Source organism: Psychromonas sp. MB-3u-54, from assembly GCF_002836415.1.
Classification (GTDB): Bacteria; Pseudomonadota; Gammaproteobacteria; order Enterobacterales; family Psychromonadaceae; genus Psychromonas.
This window is the reverse complement of sequence record NZ_PJBP01000164.1, coordinates 33,868-54,248: the sequence shown is the minus strand read 5'-3', so window position 1 is coordinate 54,248 and position 20,381 is coordinate 33,868. Positions and strand designations below refer to the sequence as shown.

General features: G+C 41.4%; 17 protein-coding genes and 3 tRNA genes. 8 read left to right on the top strand and 12 right to left on the bottom strand.

Translation table 11 applies throughout. From position 1 onward, the window contains the following. Positions 1–141: 141 nt before the first annotated feature. From CXF72_RS12295 to CXF72_RS12260, 7 genes are all read right to left on the bottom strand, one after another. Positions 142–600 (bottom strand): META domain-containing protein, encoded by a 459-nt coding sequence (locus CXF72_RS12295; protein WP_101039305.1) that lies wholly within the window; start codon positions 598–600, stop codon positions 142–144. Continuing rightward, the gene (locus CXF72_RS12290) at positions 597–2,744 is read right to left on the bottom strand and encodes a RelA/SpoT family protein (protein WP_101039304.1); all 2,148 of its coding nucleotides are present in this window, start codon (positions 2,742–2,744) and stop codon (positions 597–599) included. The genes CXF72_RS12295 and CXF72_RS12290 overlap by 4 nt, the downstream gene beginning before the upstream one ends. Positions 2,745–3,547: 803 nt before the next feature. Continuing rightward, the gene (locus tag CXF72_RS12280; RefSeq protein WP_101039303.1) at positions 3,548–4,672 is read right to left on the bottom strand and encodes an anhydro-N-acetylmuramic acid kinase; all 1,125 of its coding nucleotides are present in this window, start codon (positions 4,670–4,672) and stop codon (positions 3,548–3,550) included. Further along, the gene (gene hemN / locus CXF72_RS12275) at positions 4,662–6,029 is read right to left on the bottom strand and encodes an oxygen-independent coproporphyrinogen III oxidase (protein ID WP_101039302.1); all 1,368 of its coding nucleotides are present in this window, start codon (positions 6,027–6,029) and stop codon (positions 4,662–4,664) included. Before hemN ends, CXF72_RS12280 begins: the two co-directional genes overlap by 11 nt. A 10-nt stretch (positions 6,030–6,039) precedes the next feature. Continuing rightward, on the bottom strand, positions 6,040–6,525 hold the full coding sequence (locus CXF72_RS12270; RefSeq protein WP_101039301.1) for a DUF2489 domain-containing protein: 486 nt from the start codon (positions 6,523–6,525) through the stop codon (positions 6,040–6,042). A 169-nt stretch (positions 6,526–6,694) separates the two neighbouring features. Then, entirely contained in the window at positions 6,695–7,264 is a 570-nt protein-coding gene (gene yihI / locus CXF72_RS12265; protein ID WP_101039300.1) for a Der GTPase-activating protein YihI, read from the bottom strand. 215 nt (positions 7,265–7,479) lie between these two features. Next, entirely contained in the window at positions 7,480–8,082 is a 603-nt protein-coding gene (locus CXF72_RS12260; RefSeq protein WP_101039299.1) for a c-type cytochrome, read from the bottom strand. A gap of 330 nt (positions 8,083–8,412) precedes the next feature. Between CXF72_RS12260 and yihA the strand changes: the two genes are divergently transcribed. Continuing rightward, entirely contained in the window at positions 8,413–9,069 is a 657-nt protein-coding gene (yihA, locus tag CXF72_RS12255) for a ribosome biogenesis GTP-binding protein YihA/YsxC (RefSeq protein ID WP_101039298.1), read from the top strand. Between the two features lie 253 nt (positions 9,070–9,322). Next, on the top strand, positions 9,323–11,374 hold the full coding sequence (gene prlC, locus CXF72_RS12250; protein WP_101039297.1) for an oligopeptidase A: 2,052 nt from the start codon (positions 9,323–9,325) through the stop codon (positions 11,372–11,374). Positions 11,375–11,477: 103 nt separating this feature from the next. Here the strand turns inward: prlC and cobO are convergent, their stop codons facing one another. The 4 genes from cobO to leuA all read right to left on the bottom strand — a co-directional run bounded on the left by cobO (position 11,478) and on the right by leuA (position 16,324). Further along, positions 11,478–12,074, bottom strand: a complete 597-nt coding sequence (cobO, locus tag CXF72_RS12245; protein ID WP_101039296.1) for a cob(I)yrinic acid a,c-diamide adenosyltransferase — start codon at positions 12,072–12,074, stop codon at positions 11,478–11,480. 61 nt (positions 12,075–12,135) lie between these two features. Continuing rightward, positions 12,136–13,455, bottom strand: coding sequence for a Na+/H+ antiporter NhaA (gene nhaA, locus CXF72_RS12240; RefSeq protein WP_101039295.1), 1,320 nt, complete (start codon positions 13,453–13,455; stop codon positions 12,136–12,138). A 598-nt stretch (positions 13,456–14,053) separates the two neighbouring features. After that, positions 14,054–14,686, bottom strand: coding sequence for an MBL fold metallo-hydrolase (locus CXF72_RS12235; RefSeq protein WP_157823251.1), 633 nt, complete (start codon positions 14,684–14,686; stop codon positions 14,054–14,056). 78 nt (positions 14,687–14,764) lie between these two features. Further along, positions 14,765–16,324, bottom strand: a complete 1,560-nt coding sequence (gene leuA, locus CXF72_RS12230; protein WP_101039293.1) for a 2-isopropylmalate synthase — start codon at positions 16,322–16,324, stop codon at positions 14,765–14,767. A 352-nt stretch (positions 16,325–16,676) separates the two neighbouring features. Here leuA and msrB point away from each other — a divergent pair, with 352 nt between their 5' ends. The 6 genes from msrB (at position 16,677) to CXF72_RS12200 (ending at position 19,985) form a co-directional block, all read left to right on the top strand. Continuing rightward, a complete protein-coding gene (gene msrB, locus CXF72_RS12225; protein ID WP_101039292.1) occupies positions 16,677–17,120 on the top strand; it encodes a peptide-methionine (R)-S-oxide reductase MsrB in 444 nt (147 codons plus the stop codon). 274 nt (positions 17,121–17,394) lie between these two features. Continuing rightward, positions 17,395–18,459 carry a UDP-N-acetylmuramate dehydrogenase gene (gene murB / locus CXF72_RS12220; RefSeq protein ID WP_101039307.1) on the top strand — a complete coding sequence of 355 codons (1,065 nt, stop codon included), beginning with the start codon at positions 17,395–17,397 and terminating at the stop codon, positions 18,457–18,459. Further along, positions 18,447–19,415 carry a bifunctional biotin--[acetyl-CoA-carboxylase] ligase/biotin operon repressor BirA gene (gene birA / locus CXF72_RS12215; protein ID WP_101039291.1) on the top strand — a complete coding sequence of 323 codons (969 nt, stop codon included), beginning with the start codon at positions 18,447–18,449 and terminating at the stop codon, positions 19,413–19,415. The genes murB and birA overlap by 13 nt, the downstream gene beginning before the upstream one ends. A 214-nt stretch (positions 19,416–19,629) precedes the next feature. Next, positions 19,630–19,705, top strand: a tRNA-Thr gene (locus tag CXF72_RS12210). Positions 19,706–19,715: 10 nt separating this feature from the next. Next, positions 19,716–19,799, top strand: a tRNA-Tyr gene (locus tag CXF72_RS12205). Positions 19,800–19,910: 111 nt separating this feature from the next. Continuing rightward, a tRNA-Gly gene (locus tag CXF72_RS12200) sits at positions 19,911–19,985 on the top strand. Between the two features lie 147 nt (positions 19,986–20,132). Here CXF72_RS12200 and CXF72_RS12195 read toward each other — a convergent pair. Next, complete coding sequence (locus CXF72_RS12195) at positions 20,133–20,357, bottom strand: helix-turn-helix domain-containing protein (protein ID WP_232784974.1); 225 nt, start codon at positions 20,355–20,357, stop codon at positions 20,133–20,135. Positions 20,358–20,381: the final 24 nt, after the last annotated feature.

Sequence of the window (20,381 nt, the reverse complement as noted above, 5' to 3'; positions counted from 1 at the left end):
TCTTTTTCCCGTTTAGTGGGACTTGTGCGAAGCCAGTCAGGTTAAGAGATTCAATTCCGGCTCTGCTAAAGCGTCTTTTTTCCGTTTAGTGGGACTTGTGCGAAGCCAGTCAGGTTAAGAGCTGCATGTTATTACAAAAATCTACCTGTCAGCGCGATAGATAAGGCTGTGCTTCTTACCTGCAAGAGATAATCTATTCTTCGTTAAGCTAATTTCTGAGCCGTTATTTAACACACTGGAAACGATCATTTCCACCCGATTCATTATCCCGGCACAAAGCATGCGTGTGCTGCCCATCTGCTCAATCTTAAGCATGTTATCTTTTAATGCCAACCTGCCAAAAAAGTGATTGCAGGCAAGTCTTCCGGTTGCCTGTCCCTGTGCATCGACCGCTAAGGTTGAGTTTATTTCCGCGCTAACAGGCGTGCCGTCAATGCTCTCTAATTGCCATTTTTTTTGTATCTGTGGGATTGTTATATTTTGCGACACCCTGTTTTCCGATGTGATGTTTTTCGATGACATGCTGTCAGCTGTTTCTACGCTGCAGGCGAACAGTGCTAATGAGATGAATAATAGCGAAAGCAGTTTAAAAAATTTCAATTAATTTGCCTTTTTGATCTGTCTTTTTGATTACTGCGTTTGACGCTTTTCACACTGGATAGTTTTTTAATTTGACGCATTACTTTGGACAAATGAATCCGGTTAATAACCACTAGGGTTAAATTTATCGAATAGAGATGATCGGGTAATTCCGTTGTTTGTATCTCAACAACATTCGCATTACATTTGGAAATCAGGTTAAATAGCTCGGCAAGGCCCGCTTTATGGTTAATCATCATGACTATCAGGTCAGTAGAGTATTCAAACTGATTCATGACATTCATGTCCCACTCAACAGGAATATATTTGTCCAGTTCACCTTCAAAGCCAGCAACATTATGGCAATGCTTGGCATGAACAACCAATCCTTTGCCTGGACTGGTATGTGCAATAACGGCATCGCCCGGTAAGGGTTTGCAGCATTTTGCATAGGAAACCATCATACCTTCTGTGCCTTTGATAGCACTTCTTCGATTCTGTTGTTTGAGCTCAGATTCCGTTAATTCAGCTGCATTGCCACGCAAACGGCGGGCAACAATAATGCTCATCAATTTACCGCTGCCTATTTCATTTAATAAACTGTCAAAATCATTGAGACGATGATCGGCAAGGAGTTTGTCGATATTTTCCTGCGGAATATCGGTTAAATTGGTAGTACCGAGTGCCTGTTTTAATAAACGTCTGCCTTCTGGCACCGTATGTTCCTGAGGTAGTTGTTTCAGGTACTGGCGAATATTGAGGCGGGCTTTATGGGTGGCAACAAAATTTAACCAATCGCCACAGGGATGTTCTTCATCCGATGTGATTATCTCAATGGTTTGTCCGCTTTCCAATTTATTACTCAGCAGGGCAAATTCGTTATCCACTCTTGTACCGATACATCTGTGACCTATTTTGGTGTGCAGTGCATAGGCAAAATCAACGGGAGTTGCATGTGCCGGCAAGACAATGATCTTACCCTGCGGGGTCAAAACATGTATTTCATTTTTTCCCAACTCTTGTTTTATATTTTCTAACATTAAAACTGAATTAGTTGTATGGTCTTCTTGATCAGACAAGCCCTGGAACCAGTTGCGGGTTTGTAACTGCGCTGTCATATTATTATTATTACTGCCCTCTTTATAACCCCAGTGTGCCGCTATGCCATACTTAGCCACTTCATCCATATCTTCAGTACGAATTTGAATTTCAATATTTACGCCATGATGAGTGAGCAGGGTAGTATGTATTGACTGATAACTATTGGCTTTGGGGATTGCGATATAATCTTTAAAGTGGCCCAATTTAGGCTGATAAAGATGGTGTACCTGGCCTAACGCCCGATAACAACTATCAAGGTCTTTGACTATAATTCGAAAAGCATAGACATCCATCACATCATGAAACTGGCAGCCTTTTTGACGCATTTTTGTATATAAACTATAAAGATCTTTTTGGCGGCCAATTACTTTTGCTTCCATCGGCAGGGTTTGCAGTTTATCTGCAATCTCAGCACAAATATTTTGGATAAAGTCTTTACGATTCTTCTGGGCTTTGTTAATTGCCTCTTTTAAGACATTATAACGTGCCCTATTTTGTGCTTTAAAGGCTAAATGCTCTAATTCGTTTTTGAGATTATGAAGACCTAATCGGTCGGCGATCGGTGTAAATATTTCAAATGTTTCCTGGGCGATACGACGGCGTTTATCTGGTCGCAGTGAACCTAAAGTGCGCATGTTATGGACACGATCCGCAAGTTTAATCAACATCACGCGAAAATCTTTGGACATTGCGATCAGCATTTTTCGGATATTTTCGGCTTGCGCTTCTTTGTGGTTTCTAAAGTTTACTTTATCTAACTTGGTTACCCCTTCAACGAGCTCCGCCACACTGCTATTAAATGCATCTGCGAGTTCTTTGTGGGTTGCATCGGTATCTTCCAGAACATCATGCAGTAAAGCAGCTGCTATTGCTTCATGATCAAGGTGCATCTCTGCCAGAATCTCAGCAACAGCAACGGGATGGGTAATATAAGGTTCGCCACTGGCACGCTTAACACCTTCATGGGCAAGATAAGCAAAGCGATAGGCACGTTCAATAAATGCACATTGCTCTGCCGAAAGGTAAGATTCAGTAAGATCTTTAAGTGTTTGAAATATGGACATCTTTTTCCTTTTATAACTCACTGAGTGTGCCATGATGGTTGTTCAAGAATTAAGTATTAGTAGTTTTTATATAGAACAATAACATAAAGATCAATCCTGCATTGCACAATATGTTGCCGTGATTCAAGCTGCAATTTATTATTATAATAATAAACACAGTTTGCAAGAGATAAAATATAACTTGTGGTCATTATCTGTCAATAAGAGAACTATTAATCTGCCGTAAATTATGTCTATTTTTTCAATTGCTGTATTTCTTGCGAGCAAATATTGGAATGGGTTGTTGCTAACAGCAATGGGATATTATCAAATCGGCTGTCCTGCATAATCAATATCAACCCATTTCCCCTACACCTAAGGAAGCAGTGCTGCCTTGCTATCATTAATGTGCATGGCAGTTAGAAACTCAAAGCCAAGGATATTTGCAAAGGCTGTAAAAAGGCTTGCCGGCTGCACCGATCATAACCTACTGTAAATACGTGGCAGGCATCAAGACACACACCAACCCGTGTTTTATCTTCAACATTTGGCTAACTGCTCAAAACGATACCCTAAGTTATACCAAAATAATTAATTAAGTGAGCAATGATTTTAACCAGCAAGGGTGATCACCTTTTTAGTTCTTTTGGTATTAGTACCTTGTCCTGCTGTATTTGCCGGGTTAATGCTTCAAGTTCACAGGGAATTGCAATTCTCTGCTGAGAGGTTTGATGGAAGTGAAAATCATTGGTAACGGTTTCAAAGACTCGCGGAGCTTTACTCTTGGAAAATACGAGGCATAAATGAAGTGTTAGCAAATAATATTAGGGTAGGTATACACAGCCCAATAGTGCATTCCGCCGGGCACCCGTTACGGCTTTTAGTGGGATTGTATTTTCTAATAGACGTTGTTCGGCAAGCCAGGCGAAAGCGATCGCTTCGACAAACATCGGGTCAATATTCAAAGCCCTTGTATCGCAGACCCGGTAGTCCGGCATTAAGGCTTGTAAGCGTTGCATTAACAGGGAATTCAATGATCCCCCTCCGCAAACAAAGACTGCACATGCAACGCTATTTTCTTGAATCTGGTCGCTGATCGAGACAGCACTGAGCTCTAACAAAGTACGTTGAATATCCGCATTCGAATTTGAACCGCTATCAAGTTGAGCTAATTGCCGTTCTAACCAAAGCAGGTTGAATTTTTCCCGCCCCGTACTCTTAGGTGGAGATTGGCTAAAGTATTGTTCGCTGAGTAACAACTTTAATAAGTCCGGTAAAACCTCACCTTGGAAGGCAAATTCCCCATCTTTATCATAGGACTCTCCATTTACTTTCTCACACCAGGCATCCATTAAGCTATTACCTGGACCGGTATCATAACCTAATACTTTTTTATCAGATTCGAGAATACTAATATTAGCAATACCACCAATATTAAGGATAACCCTATTTTCCCCGGCTTTTGCAAATAATGCCTGATGAAAAGCAGGTACTAAAGGCGCACCTTGTCCACCATAGGCCATATCCATACGCCTGAAATCGGCAACACAGGTAATGCCCGTTTTAGCGGCAATTAAATTGGCATCTCCTATTTGCTGGGTAAAAGGACAAGCGCCGTCTGGGGAGTGAAAAATAGTCTGCCCGTGACTGCCAATTGCCTCGATCTGCGCGGCACTAAGTCCGCTGTCTTTGAGCAGTTGATTAACCACTTGTGCGCAGGCACTGGCAAATTGAAAATCAACTTCTCCCAGTGTTTGCAGTTCAACTTTTTTATCCTGGCAGATAGTTAAAATTTGTTGGCGTAACTTATTATTCAACGCGGGTGCTGCCGCTGCAATTTGTACAAAACCATTCCGGGTGCGTTGGGCAATGGCCACATCAATCGCATCCAGACTGGTACCGGACATAATGCCGATATAATAGTTGCCAATAATAGGGTCAGATAACACGAGAAAACTGCTGCTGACGTGCCTTGTTACGTAAATAAATATCAAAACACATACAGATATTACGAATCAGTAATCGTCCTTTGGCTTGGACTATTATGCTGTCAGCGGTTATTTCAATAAGCTTATCATCAATAAAACATTGTAATAATTTAATGTCTTCAGCAAAATAATCTGTAAATTTCAAATTGAAACTTTTCTCTATCTCAGGGATATCTAACTTAAAGTTGCAAATCAGTTTTTTAATCACTTCCCGACGGATTAAATCATCTTCATTCAACCCAACACCACGCCATTGCGCATGTCCTGATTGTTCAATTTGTTTGTAATAGGTGGAAAGTTTTTTCTGGTTTTGTGAATAACTATGACCAATTTGACTGATCGCTGACACGCCCATCCCTAAAAGGTCGGCATCTTCCTGGGTGGTGTAGCCTTGAAAGTTACGATGCAAAACATCTTTTTGTTGTGCGATAGCCAGTTCATCGCTTGGCTTTGCAAAATGGTCCATCCCGATGAACTGATAACCCGCCTGAGTTAAAAATTCAATGGTATATTGTAGAATGTCCAGCTTTTCAGCGGGGCTGGGCATATCATCTTCATTGATTTTACGCTGTGCCGGAAAAATACTCGGCATGTGAGCGTAATTGAAAATAGATAAACGCGCGGGATCAAGCTCGACTATTTTTTCTAGAGTATGCGCAAAACTTTCTTTTGTCTGCAGTGGCAAGCCGTAGATCATATCCAGATTTGTTGATTGAAAACCTTGCTCTTTAGCGCGCTTTAATAACGCAACAATAAAGTCTTCGTCTTGATCGCGGTTGACCGCCTTTTGCACTTCTTTGTTAAAATCTTGTACACCAAGGCTGAGACGATTAAAACCCTCTTTAGCAAGGTGATCTATCGTGCTTAATTCAATTTCACGCGGATCGACTTCAATACTTAATTCCGCATTCGGGTTAAAGCTAAAGTTTTCACGAAGAATGGTCATTAAACGTGTGATTTGAGCGGGTAATAAAAAGGTTGGTGTTCCGCCGCCCCAATGTAACTGACTGACATGACGATTTTTAAAGTGGGGTGCTTGTTGTCTGATCTCTTTTTCTAAATAATCGAGATAAATATCTGCTTTTCCCTGATGACGTGTAATTATTTTATTACAACCACAAAAATAACAAATTTTATGACAAAACGGAATATGGATATACAGAGAAAGCGCTCGCTCGGGATAAACGTCAGTTGCCGCAATGGACTCCTGATAAGTAAAAGCTTGGTCAAACTCTAAGGCCGTAGGATAAGAAGTGTATCTTGGTCCACTGTAATTATATTTTTCGATTAATGCTTGATCCCAAATGAACTTATCCATGTTTTAGCCTTTATTGTGATACTGAGAAATTGGCGAGTTGTTGTGCTTCTATCATTATTTGTTGTTCAAGTTTAGATTCCACTTTTTCGCGTTTTTTATCCAATGCTTTGAGCTCTTTAGCCGGCACTTTTTTACGCTGATCGTGGGTTGGCATATCTTTTACTTGATCAAACATCTCAGATATAGCGGGGTAGCGAGTCATCATGTCAATGGGTTGCTTGAGCAATAAAGTTTCCAGCAGGACAGTCAGGCGGATTGCCGCTTCAGAAACATTACACTGTTGTTGCGCTGTCGCGAGCGCAATGACACGGATACTTTCGCAAATAGTGTCATTTCGTTGTTGTTTTGAGGCAGCTTGTTGCTTTTGTTGCTCAGCGACCATTTTCAGCTGATTAGCCTTTTGCACTTTGATCTTGTTAAGCAAAATGCCGACGTAAAAAGCTAAGCCAATAATGATGACAACCAAAAATATTGCTAATAAAACATCGAATTGCATTATAATCTCCCGTTATACCATAAGAATTAATGAAGTGATTGCGCAGGACAAATCAGACTAACAAAGCGTGAGTTGCAGAAGATCGTTGTTTTCTCTTCAACACTCACAACGCAGTTAGGGATGATTTTAACCAGCAAGGGTGATCATCTTTTTAGTTCTTTGGGTATTTTTATTTAAATTCATTTAACGCAGAGCCTGCGTCTTCAAATTGCTGGAGAAGATCTTCTTCACCTTTTTCGTCTAACCAACCGAGCTGTTTCATCAACTGTTGATGACGCAGCATCTGTTTATCAATCCAAGATTGATCCGTTTTCGAAATCTGTTCCCCATTATCAAGTTGTTCAAGCAGTTCATTGAGGCGTTGATCATTCTCAATTTCAACGATCTCTTGTTCAGGCGCTTGTTTTACTTCCGCTGGTGTTTTTACTTCAGCCGGGCTTTTTACAACTTTGGCTTTTGGCTTGGCAGTTACTTTGGCAACGTCGGCAGGTACTTCTGGAGTCGGCCTCATTAAAGGCACCGCTTTTTGGCTGCCGAGACGTTTATCATTGATGCCTTTTTGGGCATTTTGTTGTTGTTTTGGGGCTATCGCATTACGGGCGCCGGCTTTATTGCCTTTTAATTTAGACTGACGTTTATTTTCACGAGACTCCTGCGATTGTGAAGAGGATTCTTTTCGTTGGCCATCAAATTTTGCGTCTGAATTGCCTGCGGTGCGAGTTTTTTTAGTACGTGACATGCCAATTTACCTTTAGCTGTTATTTTTTATAGGGTGTTTAAATAGGGTATTAATATGTACGCAGAATAACAGATATTATCGTGTTTAAAAAGCAGATAGAAAAAGCGTTTCTAGGGGGGATAAAGAGATATAAATGCTTTTATACCCAATCTATCTCGAGATATTAATACATCTTGAGGTAGATTGGGTATCGCTATTGATCTAAGCTATTGTGCTTAATGTAATGCTGAAATGTACTTAGAAAGTAACTCGATATCCGCGTCACTTAATTTAGCCGCCACATCGGACATCATGCCGTTCGGTGAATTAGCGCGCTCTTTGCTGCGGAAGCTTTCAAGCTGTGCTTTTATATAAGCGGGATGTTGACTGGAAATTTTAGGAAATTTAGCAAGCTCCAGACCATTGCCACGCGGTCCGTGACAAGCGGTGCACGCAGCCATTTTCCGTTCTGAAGCGCCACCCATATAAAGTTTTTCCCCTGCTGCAACGATCTCAGATGAAACTGTTACAGGCGTCATTGTCTTGCTTGCATAATAGGCTGCCAGATCCTGCATATCTTGCGCTGAAAGCGCACCGGCCATGCCCATCATTATTGCATTTGCTCTTTCGCCATTTTTAAACTGCTGCAATTGTTTTTCTAAATATGGTGCATGCTGCCCCGCTAATTTGGGATATAGATTTGATGGGCTATTTCCATCAGCACCATGGCAAGCGGCACATGCTGCAGACTTTACTTTACCTGCTTCAATATTTCCTTGTGCTTGTACAAAGCTGGAGAAGCTCAGTACCGCAACTAATGCTATTAATAATTTATTCATAACTGTCCATTTTTTATTAAAAATATGTATTGGCCAAAACCATTTGCAAATCAGAATCCGTCACTCAACCCTAGCGATAACCTTAGCTGTCGATATTGTAACGTCAGTTAGCTTAACTGTTTAGTGACAATAGGGAAAAACGAGAGATAACTATCCTTGTTGTTGTATAAACGTCATTTAGCGTTGTTTAAGTGTTCTATTTTTTTCTGATTTCCGCGTTTGCAAATGATTTGGGTATATGTTTAAGCATGCTATAATCCGCCCAAACAGTAGTTTACACCAAATTTAATACAAGTAACAATTTTGCTACATGGCATAACGAGGCATATCTTGGAATTTCAAAAAATACATTTTCAAAAAGCGCATTTCTTAATCAGTGCGCCGGATATTCGTCATTTAGATAAGCACTTACCGCCTGAAAGCGGTATTGAAATTGCATTTGCCGGGCGTTCCAACGCAGGTAAATCCAGTGCGCTTAACCGATTGACTCGTCAGAAAGGCTTAGCACGTACCAGTAAAACACCTGGTCGTACCCAATTGATCAATGTTTTTGAGATTGAAGAGGGCAAGCGTTTAATTGATTTACCGGGATATGGTTTTGCTAAAGTACCGCTGGCAATGAAGTTGAAATGGCAAAAATCCTTAGGGGAATATTTACAGGAACGTGAATCATTAAAAGGTTTAGTTGTTTTAATGGATATTCGTCAACCCTTCAAAGAGCTTGACCAGCAATTGATTTATTGGGCAATTGATGCTGATATTCCGGTGTTAGCTTTATTAACTAAAGCTGATAAATTAAAGCAGGGTGCACGTAAAACAACCTTGTTGAAAATGCGTGAAGAAGCTAAAAACTTTGAAGGTGATGTGCAGGTGGAGTTATTTTCCTCCTTAAAAGGGATTGGTCTGGAGATGTTAGAGCAAAAAGTGACATCTTGGTATGCACAGGGCGAAGCCCCAGCTTTAGCCTTAAACGAGGTCAGCATTTAAGCCATGCTCCACCTTAGGTAAAGCGCCTCGCTAGCCTATCACCGATAAAACATTGCCGATAATAGATCGGCAATACTCATACCGATAATGACCTCTGCAAAAGTGAACCTTGAATCTCTATTAGCGAAGGCTTGATTTCTTCATCAAATGCCCCTATCTCTTTATAATAATCTATATCCAAATTACTTGAAGACTGGATCTTTAAGTCGTTTGCATATAAAGCCGTAATTTTTTCTTTATATAGAAGACTGCTATGAATAATTCTGAAATATCAAGTATCAAGCAAACAGATGGTTTGCCTTTATTTAGCCAAATAACACCCGATCAGATAGTACCCGCTGTGACCGAAGCGATCGCGGATAATAAGGCGCTAATCGAAGAGAAACTGCACAGCTTAACGCATTTCACCTGGGATAATTTTGTTAATGTATTGGATGAAGCGGATGATCATCTCGGCAAGTTATGGTCACCGATTGGACACATGAATGCGGTTGTCAGTAATGATTTGCTCCGTCAGGCACATGATGCCTGCGTACCTTTGTTTGCTGAATACGGAACTTTTGTGGGGCAACATCAAGGTCTCTATGATGCCTACCTCAGTATTTCAGAAAGTGATGAATTTGAGAATTTAAAAGAGGAACAGCAGAAGGTGATTAATAATGCCCTGCGTGATTTTAAATTATCGGGTATTGCTTTGCCTGAAGATAAAAAACGACGTTATGGTGAGATCAGCCAACAACTTTCGCAGTTGCAATCCCAGTTTAGTAACAATGTCATGGATGCGACACTAGCCTGGAGTAAATTAATTTCCGATGTTAAGGAATTAGACGGTTTACCTGAAAGTGCCTTAGCCGCTGCGCAACAAGCAGCTCAGGAAAAAGAGCAGCAGGGTTATTTATTAACCTTGGATTTTCCAAGTTATTTGCCGGTAATGACCTATGCGAAAAATCGTGCATTACGCCAGGAGGTCTACCAGGCTTTTGCAACGCGCGCATCTGATCAAGGTCCGCATGCCGGTGAGTTTGATAATTCAGATATTATTGAAAAAATATTAGCGCTGCGTCACGAATTGTCTTTATTATTAGGTTTTGAGAACTTCGCTGAATACAGTTTAGCCACTAAAATGGCGGAAAAACCACTGCAGGTTATTAATTTTTTAACCGAGCTTGCTGAAAAATCCTATCCTCAGGGGGAGCGAGAGCGCGACCAGGTATTGGCCTTTGCTAAAGGGTTAGACGGGATTGAGCATTTAGAGTCTTGGGATTTAAGTTATTATGCCGAACGTCTAAAGCAGCAGAAGTATGCTATTTCCGATGAGGCGCTGCGTCCTTATTTCCCTGAAAATAATGTAGTGAAAGGTTTGTTTGAAGTTGTTCACCGTCTCTTTGGATTAACTATCAAGGAGATTCCCGGGGTTGATACCTGGCATGCGGATGTACGCTTTTTTGCTATCTACGATCAACAGCAAACTCACCTGGGTAACTTTTATCTGGATCTCTATGCACGTGCCCATAAACGAGGTGGTGCATGGATGAACGATTGCCGGGTACGCCGCCGTTTAGTCAATGGAGAGCTGCAATTACCCGTGGCCTATTTGACCTGTAATTTTAATAAACCGATCGGTGACCAACCGGCGTTATTTACTCATGATGAAGTCATTACCCTGTTTCATGAGTTTGGTCATGGTCTCCACCATATGCTAACCAAAATCGAGTCTGCTTCGGTATCTGGCGTTAATGGGGTGCCCTGGGACGCGGTAGAGTTACCGAGTCAGTTTTTAGAAAATTGGTGCTGGGAACCACAAGCATTAGCCTTAATTTCCGGGCATGTGAAAACAGGTGAAACTCTGCCAAAGGAGTTGCTTGATAAAATGTTAGCCGCTAAAAACTACAACGGGGCATTAATGATGCTGCGTCAGATAGAGTTCTCTTTATTTGATTTTGTATTACATCATCAATACCAGCCGGAGAAAGGCTCGCAGGCTGAAAAAGTCTTGAGTGATGTGCGCGATCAGGTGGCCGTTATTAGACCGCCATCCTTTAACCGTTTCCAGCATGGTTTTAGCCATATATTTGCGGGCGGTTACGCGGCAGGTTATTACAGTTATAAATGGGCAGAAGTTTTATCCGCAGATGCCTTTTCCCGCTTTGAAGAGTTCGGTATTTTTGATCAGGAAACGGGTCGTGAATTTCTTCAGGCGATTTTAGAAAAAGGTGGCAGTTCCGACCCAATGGAACTGTTTAAAAACTTTATGGGCCGTGAACCCAATATTGATGCTTTATTACGCCATTCTGGCATAGAATAAGCATTCGAGCTTCGAGCTTCGGGCTTCGAGCTTCGAGCTTCGAGCTTCGAGCTTCGAGCTTCGAGCTCGTGACTCGTGACCCGTAGCTCGCAGCTCAATGCTTCTACCATTCAATCCCGGGCTGTGCTTTTACGCCCGCTTTAAAAGCATGCTTTTCATCTAAAATATGGCTATAGGTATCCACCGCATCAATTAACTCCTGCTTAGGACCTCGGCCGGTTAAAATGACATTCATTTTTTCAGGGCGATTTTTCAGCGCTTCCAAAGTTGGCTGGAGATCTAAATAGTTAAATTTGAACATATAGGTGATTTCATCAAGAATAACCAATTGGTAACGGTCGTCGGCTAATAAAGCTTCGGCTTTAGCCCAGGCTTTTTTTGCACTGGCAATATCCTGCTCTTTATTTTGCGTCTCCCAGGTAAAACCATCTCCCATAGCGTACCAATCAACATTATCCTGCTGACTAAAAAACATCTCTTCTCCGGTCGACATTGCACCCTTTAAAAACTGTACCACGGCCACTTTATGACCGTGCCCTAGGGAGCGCGCTAACATACCAAAAGCGGAGCTGCTTTTACCTTTACCCGGTCCTGCCAGTAAAATGGTGATACCGCGTTCCTGATCCGCAGCTGCGATTTTTTGATCTTGTTTTTCTTTAATGGCTTTCATTCTTTTTAAGTATTTCTGATCTGCGTTCATAAAAAATTCCTGTTGTAAAAAAGCCCGCGAAAGTCGCAGGCTTTGACTCATTAGACAATTTCTAAATATGTAATTTATTGTCTTTTTTAATAGACGGGACGCTGATCAAAATCACGTAACCTAAAATACCCGATATGATTGATGCTAACAGCACTGCAACTTTAGCGATGATCTGCTGCTCCGGATTAGAGAATGCCAGATCGGTAATAAATAAAGACATAGTAAAGCCCATACCCGCGAGGAAACCCGCACCGATAATATGTGTCCAGGTGACACCCTCGGGGAGTTGTCCCAATTTCATAATGGTCAGAAACTTGGCGAACAGGAAAATACCGAGGGGTTTACCAATAATAAGACCCGCTGCAATGCCTAATACAATAGGGTTAGTTAATTGTTCCAGCATGCTGTTATCAACAATAACACCGGCATTACCCAGTGCGAACAATGGCACAATAAACAGGGCTGAAATAGGGTGTAGTGCTTCCTCTTTAAGTTGTAAGGGGTTCGACGCCTGATAGCTTAATACTTTGATTTCGCGTAAAGAGGCGATAGCATGTTTAGTTAACACATCGGTTTTACTGTGGCGTTCCTTTTCCAGGCCACCAAGTAATTCTCGAGTCCGAACTAAATAATTACCCATGGAAATTTCCCTGCGTGAAGGGATGGTAAAGGCGACGGCAACGCCGGCAATAGTCGCATGGACGCCGGAAGCCAAAAAGCTGATCCAGACAATGATTAAACCAATAGAGTAATAAACTAAGCGGTTGCGTACGCCCATTTTATTGGCGACCGCCAGAATAATTAATCCGAAGAAACCAACCAGCAGTTCATTAACAAAGATTTGTTCGGTATAAAAGATAGCAATAACCAAGACGGCCATTAAATCATCACCGATCGCCAATGCTGACAGGAAGACCTTTAAAGAAAGAGGTACACGACTCCCCACCATTGCCAGCACACCTAATGCAAAGGCAATATCCGTAGCCATTGGAATACCCCAGCCATTAACGGTATCGGTCCCCATATTGAAAAAGTAATAAATACTGGCGGGAAAAACAACGCCCCCTAGGGCAGAAAACAAGGGTAAAGCGGCTTTTTTAAAACTGGAAAGGTCATCATCTAACAGTTCACGTTTCATTTCTAAGCCAATGAAAAAGAAGAAAATCGCCATCAAAAATTCGTTTACAATCTGATGGAGATTAATCGAGTAGATGGTGGCGCTAAATCCCGAAGAAACCGTGAATAGGGAATCATGCCAAGCGTGATGGTAGAGTGTAGGGGCTAAATTTGCCCAGAACAGTGCAGTTGTTGCTGCAATAATTAAAAGAATACCACCTGTTATAGGGCTGTGTAGCCAGGACCATTTACCATGAGAACTCATTGTTACTCCTAAAAAAATAATGCTGCCAATCGACATAAATATCCAATCAATCCTGTTAACCGTTATCTTTTTATTATTGATTTTACGGTGTTATTTCAGGCGAATTAATTATATTGATTGGTGTTATAAAAATAAAATGCACTTATACCCAAACTACTTGCCGATGCAGAGTTTCGCTCGAATGCTAGAACAAGGCGTAACATGACCTTTCGAGCGATTAACTGCGTTAATCCTCTCGCGGGAGATGTAAATGCAACCATTTACATCTTAAATGGTTATTCCCTTCTCAAGTGTTACAACGCAGTGCTAGTTTTCGGGCGAATCTCCCGAAGGGCAAGGCGATAAACGACGATCTTCGTTGTTAGAAAGCGTCGATTTAGAATAACGAGATCATCAGCCTTCTGCCTAGAATTTCATCATTTATCGTCTTGCTGATTCTTGCATCTTCAAATAATTTGGGTATATACATCTGTATGTTTGCACTCGGGTGTTTTAATTGTAAATAATACTCATTTACATAAAAAATGAAAAGATTAATTCGCCTTACAAAGTGGACAATGCCTGATTAAAAAAAAGAAAATCTGGCAAGCCCTCTCTTTTACAAACGTAAAAAAGGATTGCTTGCTTTCTCTTTACCAATAGTAGTAGTGGGGCCATGGCCCGGATAAACCCTTGTTTCAGGCGGCAGTGTTAATAATTTCTCTTTAATGCCGCTGATAAGCTGGGAGCGATTGCCGCGGGGGAAATCAAAACGACCAATGCCGCCGTTAAATAAAATATCGCCAACAATAACCTGTTTGCTTTGCTTATCATACAGGGCGATATGACCGGGTGTATGACCCGGAATATGCAGTACTTTTAGTTTTATTCTACCGACGTTAAGCACCTCTCCCTCTGTCAACCAGCGCGTCGGAGAAAAACTTTCCGTTGCGGGTAAACCAAAACGCTGACTTTGCGCTTCTAATTGATCTAACCAGAATAAATCTTCCTTTTCCGGGCCGATTACCGGCACATTCAATTTACCGGCAACGGCCTGAGTGCCACCGACATGATCTAAATGACCATGAGTTAATATGATTTTATCAACTTTCACACCTTGTTTTTCAACTACATTTAAAATGTGCAACGGATCTCCACCGGGATCAACTATGGCGGCTATTTTCGTTTCCTCACAAATAATCAGACTGCAGTTTTGTTCATAGGGAGTAACGGGTATAACGATAATTTTCATGCTGTTATTACTCATAGAAATAAAAAAAGGCAACCCATAGGTTACCTTATGAATTTGCAACTTAGCTGCAAGGTTAGTTTAAACTTGCTCCGTATTAATAAGTTGTTTTTTCTCGATGGCAACGGCTTTTGCCAGATGGATATGATTCATGACATGCACCATCGCTTTGGTAGATGATTCTACGATATCCGTCGATAAGCCTAAACCGTGAAATTTCTGCCCTTTGTAGGTGGCGACAATATCGACCTGGCCAAGAGCGTCTTTACCGGCACCTTTAGCATTAATATGGTAATCATCCATGTTAATGTCTAAACCCGAGATGCGCATTAGACACTGGTATGCGGCATCAATAGGCCCGTTACCGGTGGCTGCTTCAACTACTTTTTTATCCTCACCAAGACTCATCACAATGGTCGCCGTCGCAACTAACCCTGAACCGGACTGCACATTAATGCTTTCCAGTCTGTAGTACTGCGGATCCGAATCGACTTTATTAAAGAACATTAAGGCTTCTAAATCATAATCGAAGACTTGCCCTTTTTTATCTGCTAATTCGACAAAGCTAGCATACAACTGTTCCAGGTCATAGTCTGTATCACGGTAGCCTAATTCCTGCATGCGATGCTGGATAACATGGCGGCCGGAGCGTGACGTTAAGTTCAACTTGTTGGTTGAAATGCCGACACTTTCAGGGGTCATAATCTCATAGGTATTCTGTGATTTTAGAACACCATCCTGGTGAATACCCGAGGAGTGTGAAAACGCATTAGCACCGACAATTGCTTTGTTTGCTTGAATGGGCATATTACAAAGTTGGCTGACCAGTTGACTGGTACGCGAAATTTCCATGGGATTGATGTTGGTGGTAAATCCCAATTTATCTTTGCGAGTCTGTAAAATCATAGCCACTTCTTCAAGTGAGCAGTTCCCTGCACGTTCACCGAGGCCATTCATAGTACATTCAATTTGACGCGCCCCATTTTCAACTGCGGTAATAGAGTTGGCCACGGACATACCCAAATCGTCATGACAATGCACCGAAATAATGGCTTGATCTATATTAGGTACGCGATTAAATAAGGTTTTGATAATGCCGCCAAATTCACTCGGGTAGGTATAACCTACGGTATCCGGAATGTTAATGGTGGTTGCGCCCGCCTTAATGGCTTCCTCAACGATCCGGCATAAATTATCGATTGGGGTACGACCTGCATCTTCGCAGGAAAACTCAACATCATCGGTATAGTTACGCGCATGTTTTACCGCATTAATACCCATCTCCAATACCGCATCAAAGGTACGTTTTAATTTATTTTCTACATGGATGGTGGAAGTAGAAATAAAAGTATGGATACGGAAGGCATCCGCCCCCTTTAATGCATTCCATGCTGCATCGATATCTTTTGGCAATGCGCGAGATAATCCACAGACCCGGCTATTTTTAATTTCTCTGGCAATGGTTTGCACAGACTCAAAATCACCGGGAGAAGAGATAGGAAAACCAACCTCCATCACATCAACACCTAAACGTTCGAGAGCAAATGCGATCTGTAGTTTTTCTTTAACGGTCAGGCTAGCACTTAATGCCTGCTCTCCATCACGAAGTGTAGTGTCGAAAATTATTACTTGATCGGACATAAAACATCCCTCTTTTTATTAATATTGTGTATTTATCGCGGATATAAAAAAACCCGCGCATGGCACGGGTTTTTTGAAGATTTAACTGATTTTATTCAGCCGCCGAGCACCCGTACGCATTTGGCATCAGGAGTAAGGATAGCAGGATAGGGCTGAACGCTTTCATCGCTTAATCTCAAAAATTAGTTTATCTATATTGGAAGTTAAATTAATACCGTTTTTTATTATATTCGTCAAGCAGTTCTTAACAATAAGTTTACAAATCCAGCTTGAGTTTTGATATTATTTGATCCGTATCGCTAAAAGTAATTTGGGTCTAAATAATGACAATAATGATAATAAAGGTAAAAAAATGACTGAATATAAAAAACCAGATGAGCAGAAATTACGAACACAATTAAATGACGTTCAGTATCGGGTCACTCAGCAGGATGCTACCGAGCCGCCTTTTGAAAATGCCTACTGGGATAATCAAGCCGCCGGAATTTATGTTGATATTGTTTCCGGAGAGCCTCTGTTTAGCTCGCTAGATAAATTTGATGCACACTGCGGATGGCCTAGTTTTACCCAACCCATGCAACCCAGCAAAGTGGTAGAAAAGGTTGATACACAATTATTTGCAACGCGAACGGAAGTGCGCAGTACTGTTGCAGATTCACATCTGGGGCATGTCTTTGACGATGGCCCGGCGCCCGGTGGATTACGTTATTGTATCAATTCTGCCTCACTGCGGTTTATTAAACTTGAAGATATGGCCGAGCAGGGTTACCAATCATTGCTTTATCTTTTTGATTAATTTATTGATATCAGCCTCTAATTAATCGGATAACAGATTCGTAACGCCATTTTTGTGAATAACGGGCAGGCGTTTTATCGGAGTGGCAGCACCAAACCAGGCTGTCATTAAATGTTTTCACCCGCTCAGCTCTCCCCGGGGTTATTATTGTCGCCGGAGCATTTTGTTTGCAGGTTAGGGATAAGGTAAACTCAGTGAAAATACCTAAACGGCCTGAAGATGCTGATGCCTGAATCTGCAGTACAGGGTTTACACTTCACATAGCGGGATAATGATGATCGAAACTAATACTTCTCTCAAGGATTTTAATACTTTTTCTATTGATGTTAACGCACAGCTATTATTTCATTTTAACAATCTTAAACAGATTCCCGAACTGTTAGATTTAGTAAAAACCACCCGTGCCCAAAATAAACCGGTCTTAATTTTAGGTGGCGGCAGTAATATATTATTCTGTGAAGATTTTTCAGGCTTAGTGATCAAAGTTGATTTGTCGGGAGTCGATGTAACTGAATCTGCTGATAGTTATTTATTGAAGGTCGCAGCGGGAGAAAACTGGCATCAGTTAGTGGCCGACTGTATTGATAAAGGCATCGATGGACTGGAAAACTTAGCCTTGATTCCTGGGGTTGTTGGCGCTGCACCGGTGCAAAATATCGGTGCCTATGGCACCGAATTTAAAGATTTTTGTGAGTCGGTTGAATATCTTGATTTGAATTCGGGATCATTACAGCGTTTGAGCGCCAAAGAGTGTTTATTTGCCTATCGCGACAGTATTTTTAAAACACTAAAAATGCAGGATGCATTAATCACCAGCGTATCCCTTAAATTAACTAAGGACTGGCAGGCGCATAATCAATATGGTCGCCTGAAAAATGCAGCCGAACCGGCTCAAAAACCGAGTGCAAAACAGATTTTTGCTTCTGTGTGTCAAATTCGCAGTGAAAAATTACCCGATCCGGCCAAGTTGGGTAATGCCGGCAGTTTCTTTAAAAATCCATTAGTAACAGCGCAACACTCCGCACAGTTACTGGCTTTATATCCGCACATGCCCCATTACCCGCAGGCGGATGGACAAGTGAAGTTAGCGGCGGGGTGGCTTATCGAGCAGGCCAATCTGAAAGGGGCTCATATTGGCGGTGCAGCTGTGCATCAGCAGCAAGCATTAGTGTTAATTAATCAAAACAACGCCTGCGCTGCAGATGTTATTCAATTGGCGAATTTGGTGCGGACAACCGTCAAAGAAAAATTTAATATAAACTTAGAGCACGAAGTGCGCTTTATCTGCGCGATGGGCGAGAGCAACTTAACGAAGGCGGTTAACAAATGTCGGAACTGAATGAACAGGGTAATCTTCTCTTAACGTTACTTGCCGATGGTGAGTTTCATTCGGGTGAAAAAATAGGGGAACGTTTAGGTGTTTCACGCACTTCAGTCAATAACTATATCAAAGGGTTACAGGGGATTGGTGTGGATATTTATAAAGTCCCCGGACGCGGTTATCAAAGTGCAACGCTGATCAAATTATTAAATGAGCAGAAAATTCGCCAACTTTGCGGGTATGACAATATAAAAGTTGAGCAAATTGTTGATTCAACAAATCAAATTTTATTAGATCAAATTCCTAATTTAGAAAATGGGCAAACCTGTATTGCTGAATATCAGTTAGCAGGAAGGGGAAGGCGAGGCCGTACCTGGGTTTCACCCTTTGCTTCGCATCTGTATTTTTCATTTTATTGGTATTTCGATTCTGGTCTGGATAAAATCTCGGGGCTGAGTTTGCTGGTCGGGATCGCCGTGGTTAATACTCTGGAAAAAATGGGCATCCAGGGTGTTTCATTAAAATGGCCAAACGATATTTATTATCAGGGCAAAAAATTGGCGGGTATTCTAATTGAGCTAAATGCTCAGGCAACAGCTGCTTGCCACTGCGTGATAGGTATCGGCATTAATATTAAAATGCCGCCTGAGCAGGCGAAATTAATAAGCCAACCCTGGGCAGATTTAAATGCATTAATGCCGACGGGCGTGGATAGAAACGAATTAAGTGCAACTTTAATTAAAGAGCTGCAATATTTATTACCCCGTTATGAAAAATTCGGTTTAACACCCTATTTACCCCGCTGGTTTGAATTAGATTGTTTTTTAGATAAAAAGGTCAACTTACTGATTGCAGATACCGTCACCACGGGCATCTGCCGCGGTGTTAATACTCAGGGTGCCCTGTTATTGGAGATAGAGGGACAAGTTAAAGAGTTTATCGGCGGAGAGATTTCCCTGCGTTTGGCAAACTAAGCCCTTATTTTAAATAGTTGAGTGCAAAAACTAAAAATTGTATTGCGTCACCATAAAATCAAACGGACCTAAAAACAGATGGTTGTTTGATTAGTAAACGAAAACAGGCATTGTTGATTTTTTTTTAAGCAAACAGTCAATAAATGCCAAGTATTTCCAAGAAAGGCTTGCAAGCCTTGCCCAACTTCTCTATTATTCGCACCACTTAGACGGAGCCGACTTAGCTCAGTTGGTAGAGCAACTGACTTGTAATCAGTAGGTCACCAGTTCGATTCCGGTAGTCGGCACCATTTAAGTCTAGGAGGGGTTCCCGAGTGGCCAAAGGGAGCAGATTGTAAATCTGCCGCGAAAGCTTCGATGGTTCGAATCCGTCCCCCTCCACCATATTTATTTCACAACGCCACATTGTGAAACGCAGCGCATTTATGCATTGCAACGTAAATTACAATGCCTGGCATTGTTTTTTGCTATTTAGAATAAAATTTAAAATATTATGCGGGCATCGTATAATGGCTATTACTCCAGCCTTCCAAGCTGATAATGCGGGTTCGATTCCCGCTGCCCGCTCCAATTATTCTTAGTAATAAGAATCTCAAAATCAACCTATAGGGTTGATTTTTGCGTTTTAGCCTTCCTAAAATAATTTCGGTGACTGGATGCTGTCCAATCCGTTTTTGAGCATAAAAAAACGGTGCCGGAATTGAAGCACTTAAAATCCTAATCTTCTATTTTTCCTTCTATATTTTTCTTCGCAAGTTCATAAAGATCCCCCTCTTCAATTTTTAAATATTCATCTAGCGTTTCAACCATATTTAATTCAACTCTTGTTGCTGTTTCATTAAATATACCTCTAAGAGTATCTGAATTAATTCCAGTATTACGAGAAAAATCACTCATTTTTAAGCGTTTTTCTCCCAATATTTTTGATAAATGACACTTCAAAAAAGTCTTCTGTATGCAAATCAA

Coding starts and splice junctions, on each gene's coding strand:
- CXF72_RS12290 (WP_101039304.1), bottom strand. CDS start 2,744: ATGTCCATATTTCAAACACTTAAAGATCTTACTGAATCTTACCTTTCG.
- hemN (WP_101039302.1), bottom strand. CDS start 6,029: ATGGATAAGTTCATTTGGGATCAAGCATTAATCGAAAAATATAATTAC.
- CXF72_RS12270 (WP_101039301.1), bottom strand. CDS start 6,525: ATGCAATTCGATGTTTTATTAGCAATATTTTTGGTTGTCATCATTATT.
- yihI (WP_101039300.1), bottom strand. CDS start 7,264: ATGTCACGTACTAAAAAAACTCGCACCGCAGGCAATTCAGACGCAAAA.
- CXF72_RS12260 (WP_101039299.1), bottom strand. CDS start 8,082: ATGAATAAATTATTAATAGCATTAGTTGCGGTACTGAGCTTCTCCAGC.
- prlC (WP_101039297.1), top strand. CDS start 9,323: ATGAATAATTCTGAAATATCAAGTATCAAGCAAACAGATGGTTTGCCT.
- cobO (WP_101039296.1), bottom strand. CDS start 12,074: ATGAACGCAGATCAGAAATACTTAAAAAGAATGAAAGCCATTAAAGAA.
- nhaA (WP_101039295.1), bottom strand. CDS start 13,455: ATGAGTTCTCATGGTAAATGGTCCTGGCTACACAGCCCTATAACAGGT.
- CXF72_RS12235 (WP_157823251.1), bottom strand. CDS start 14,686: ATGAAAATTATCGTTATACCCGTTACTCCCTATGAACAAAACTGCAGT.
- leuA (WP_101039293.1), bottom strand. CDS start 16,324: ATGTCCGATCAAGTAATAATTTTCGACACTACACTTCGTGATGGAGAG.
- msrB (WP_101039292.1), top strand. CDS start 16,677: ATGACTGAATATAAAAAACCAGATGAGCAGAAATTACGAACACAATTA.
- murB (WP_101039307.1), top strand. CDS start 17,395: ATGATCGAAACTAATACTTCTCTCAAGGATTTTAATACTTTTTCTATT.
- birA (WP_101039291.1), top strand. CDS start 18,447: ATGTCGGAACTGAATGAACAGGGTAATCTTCTCTTAACGTTACTTGCC.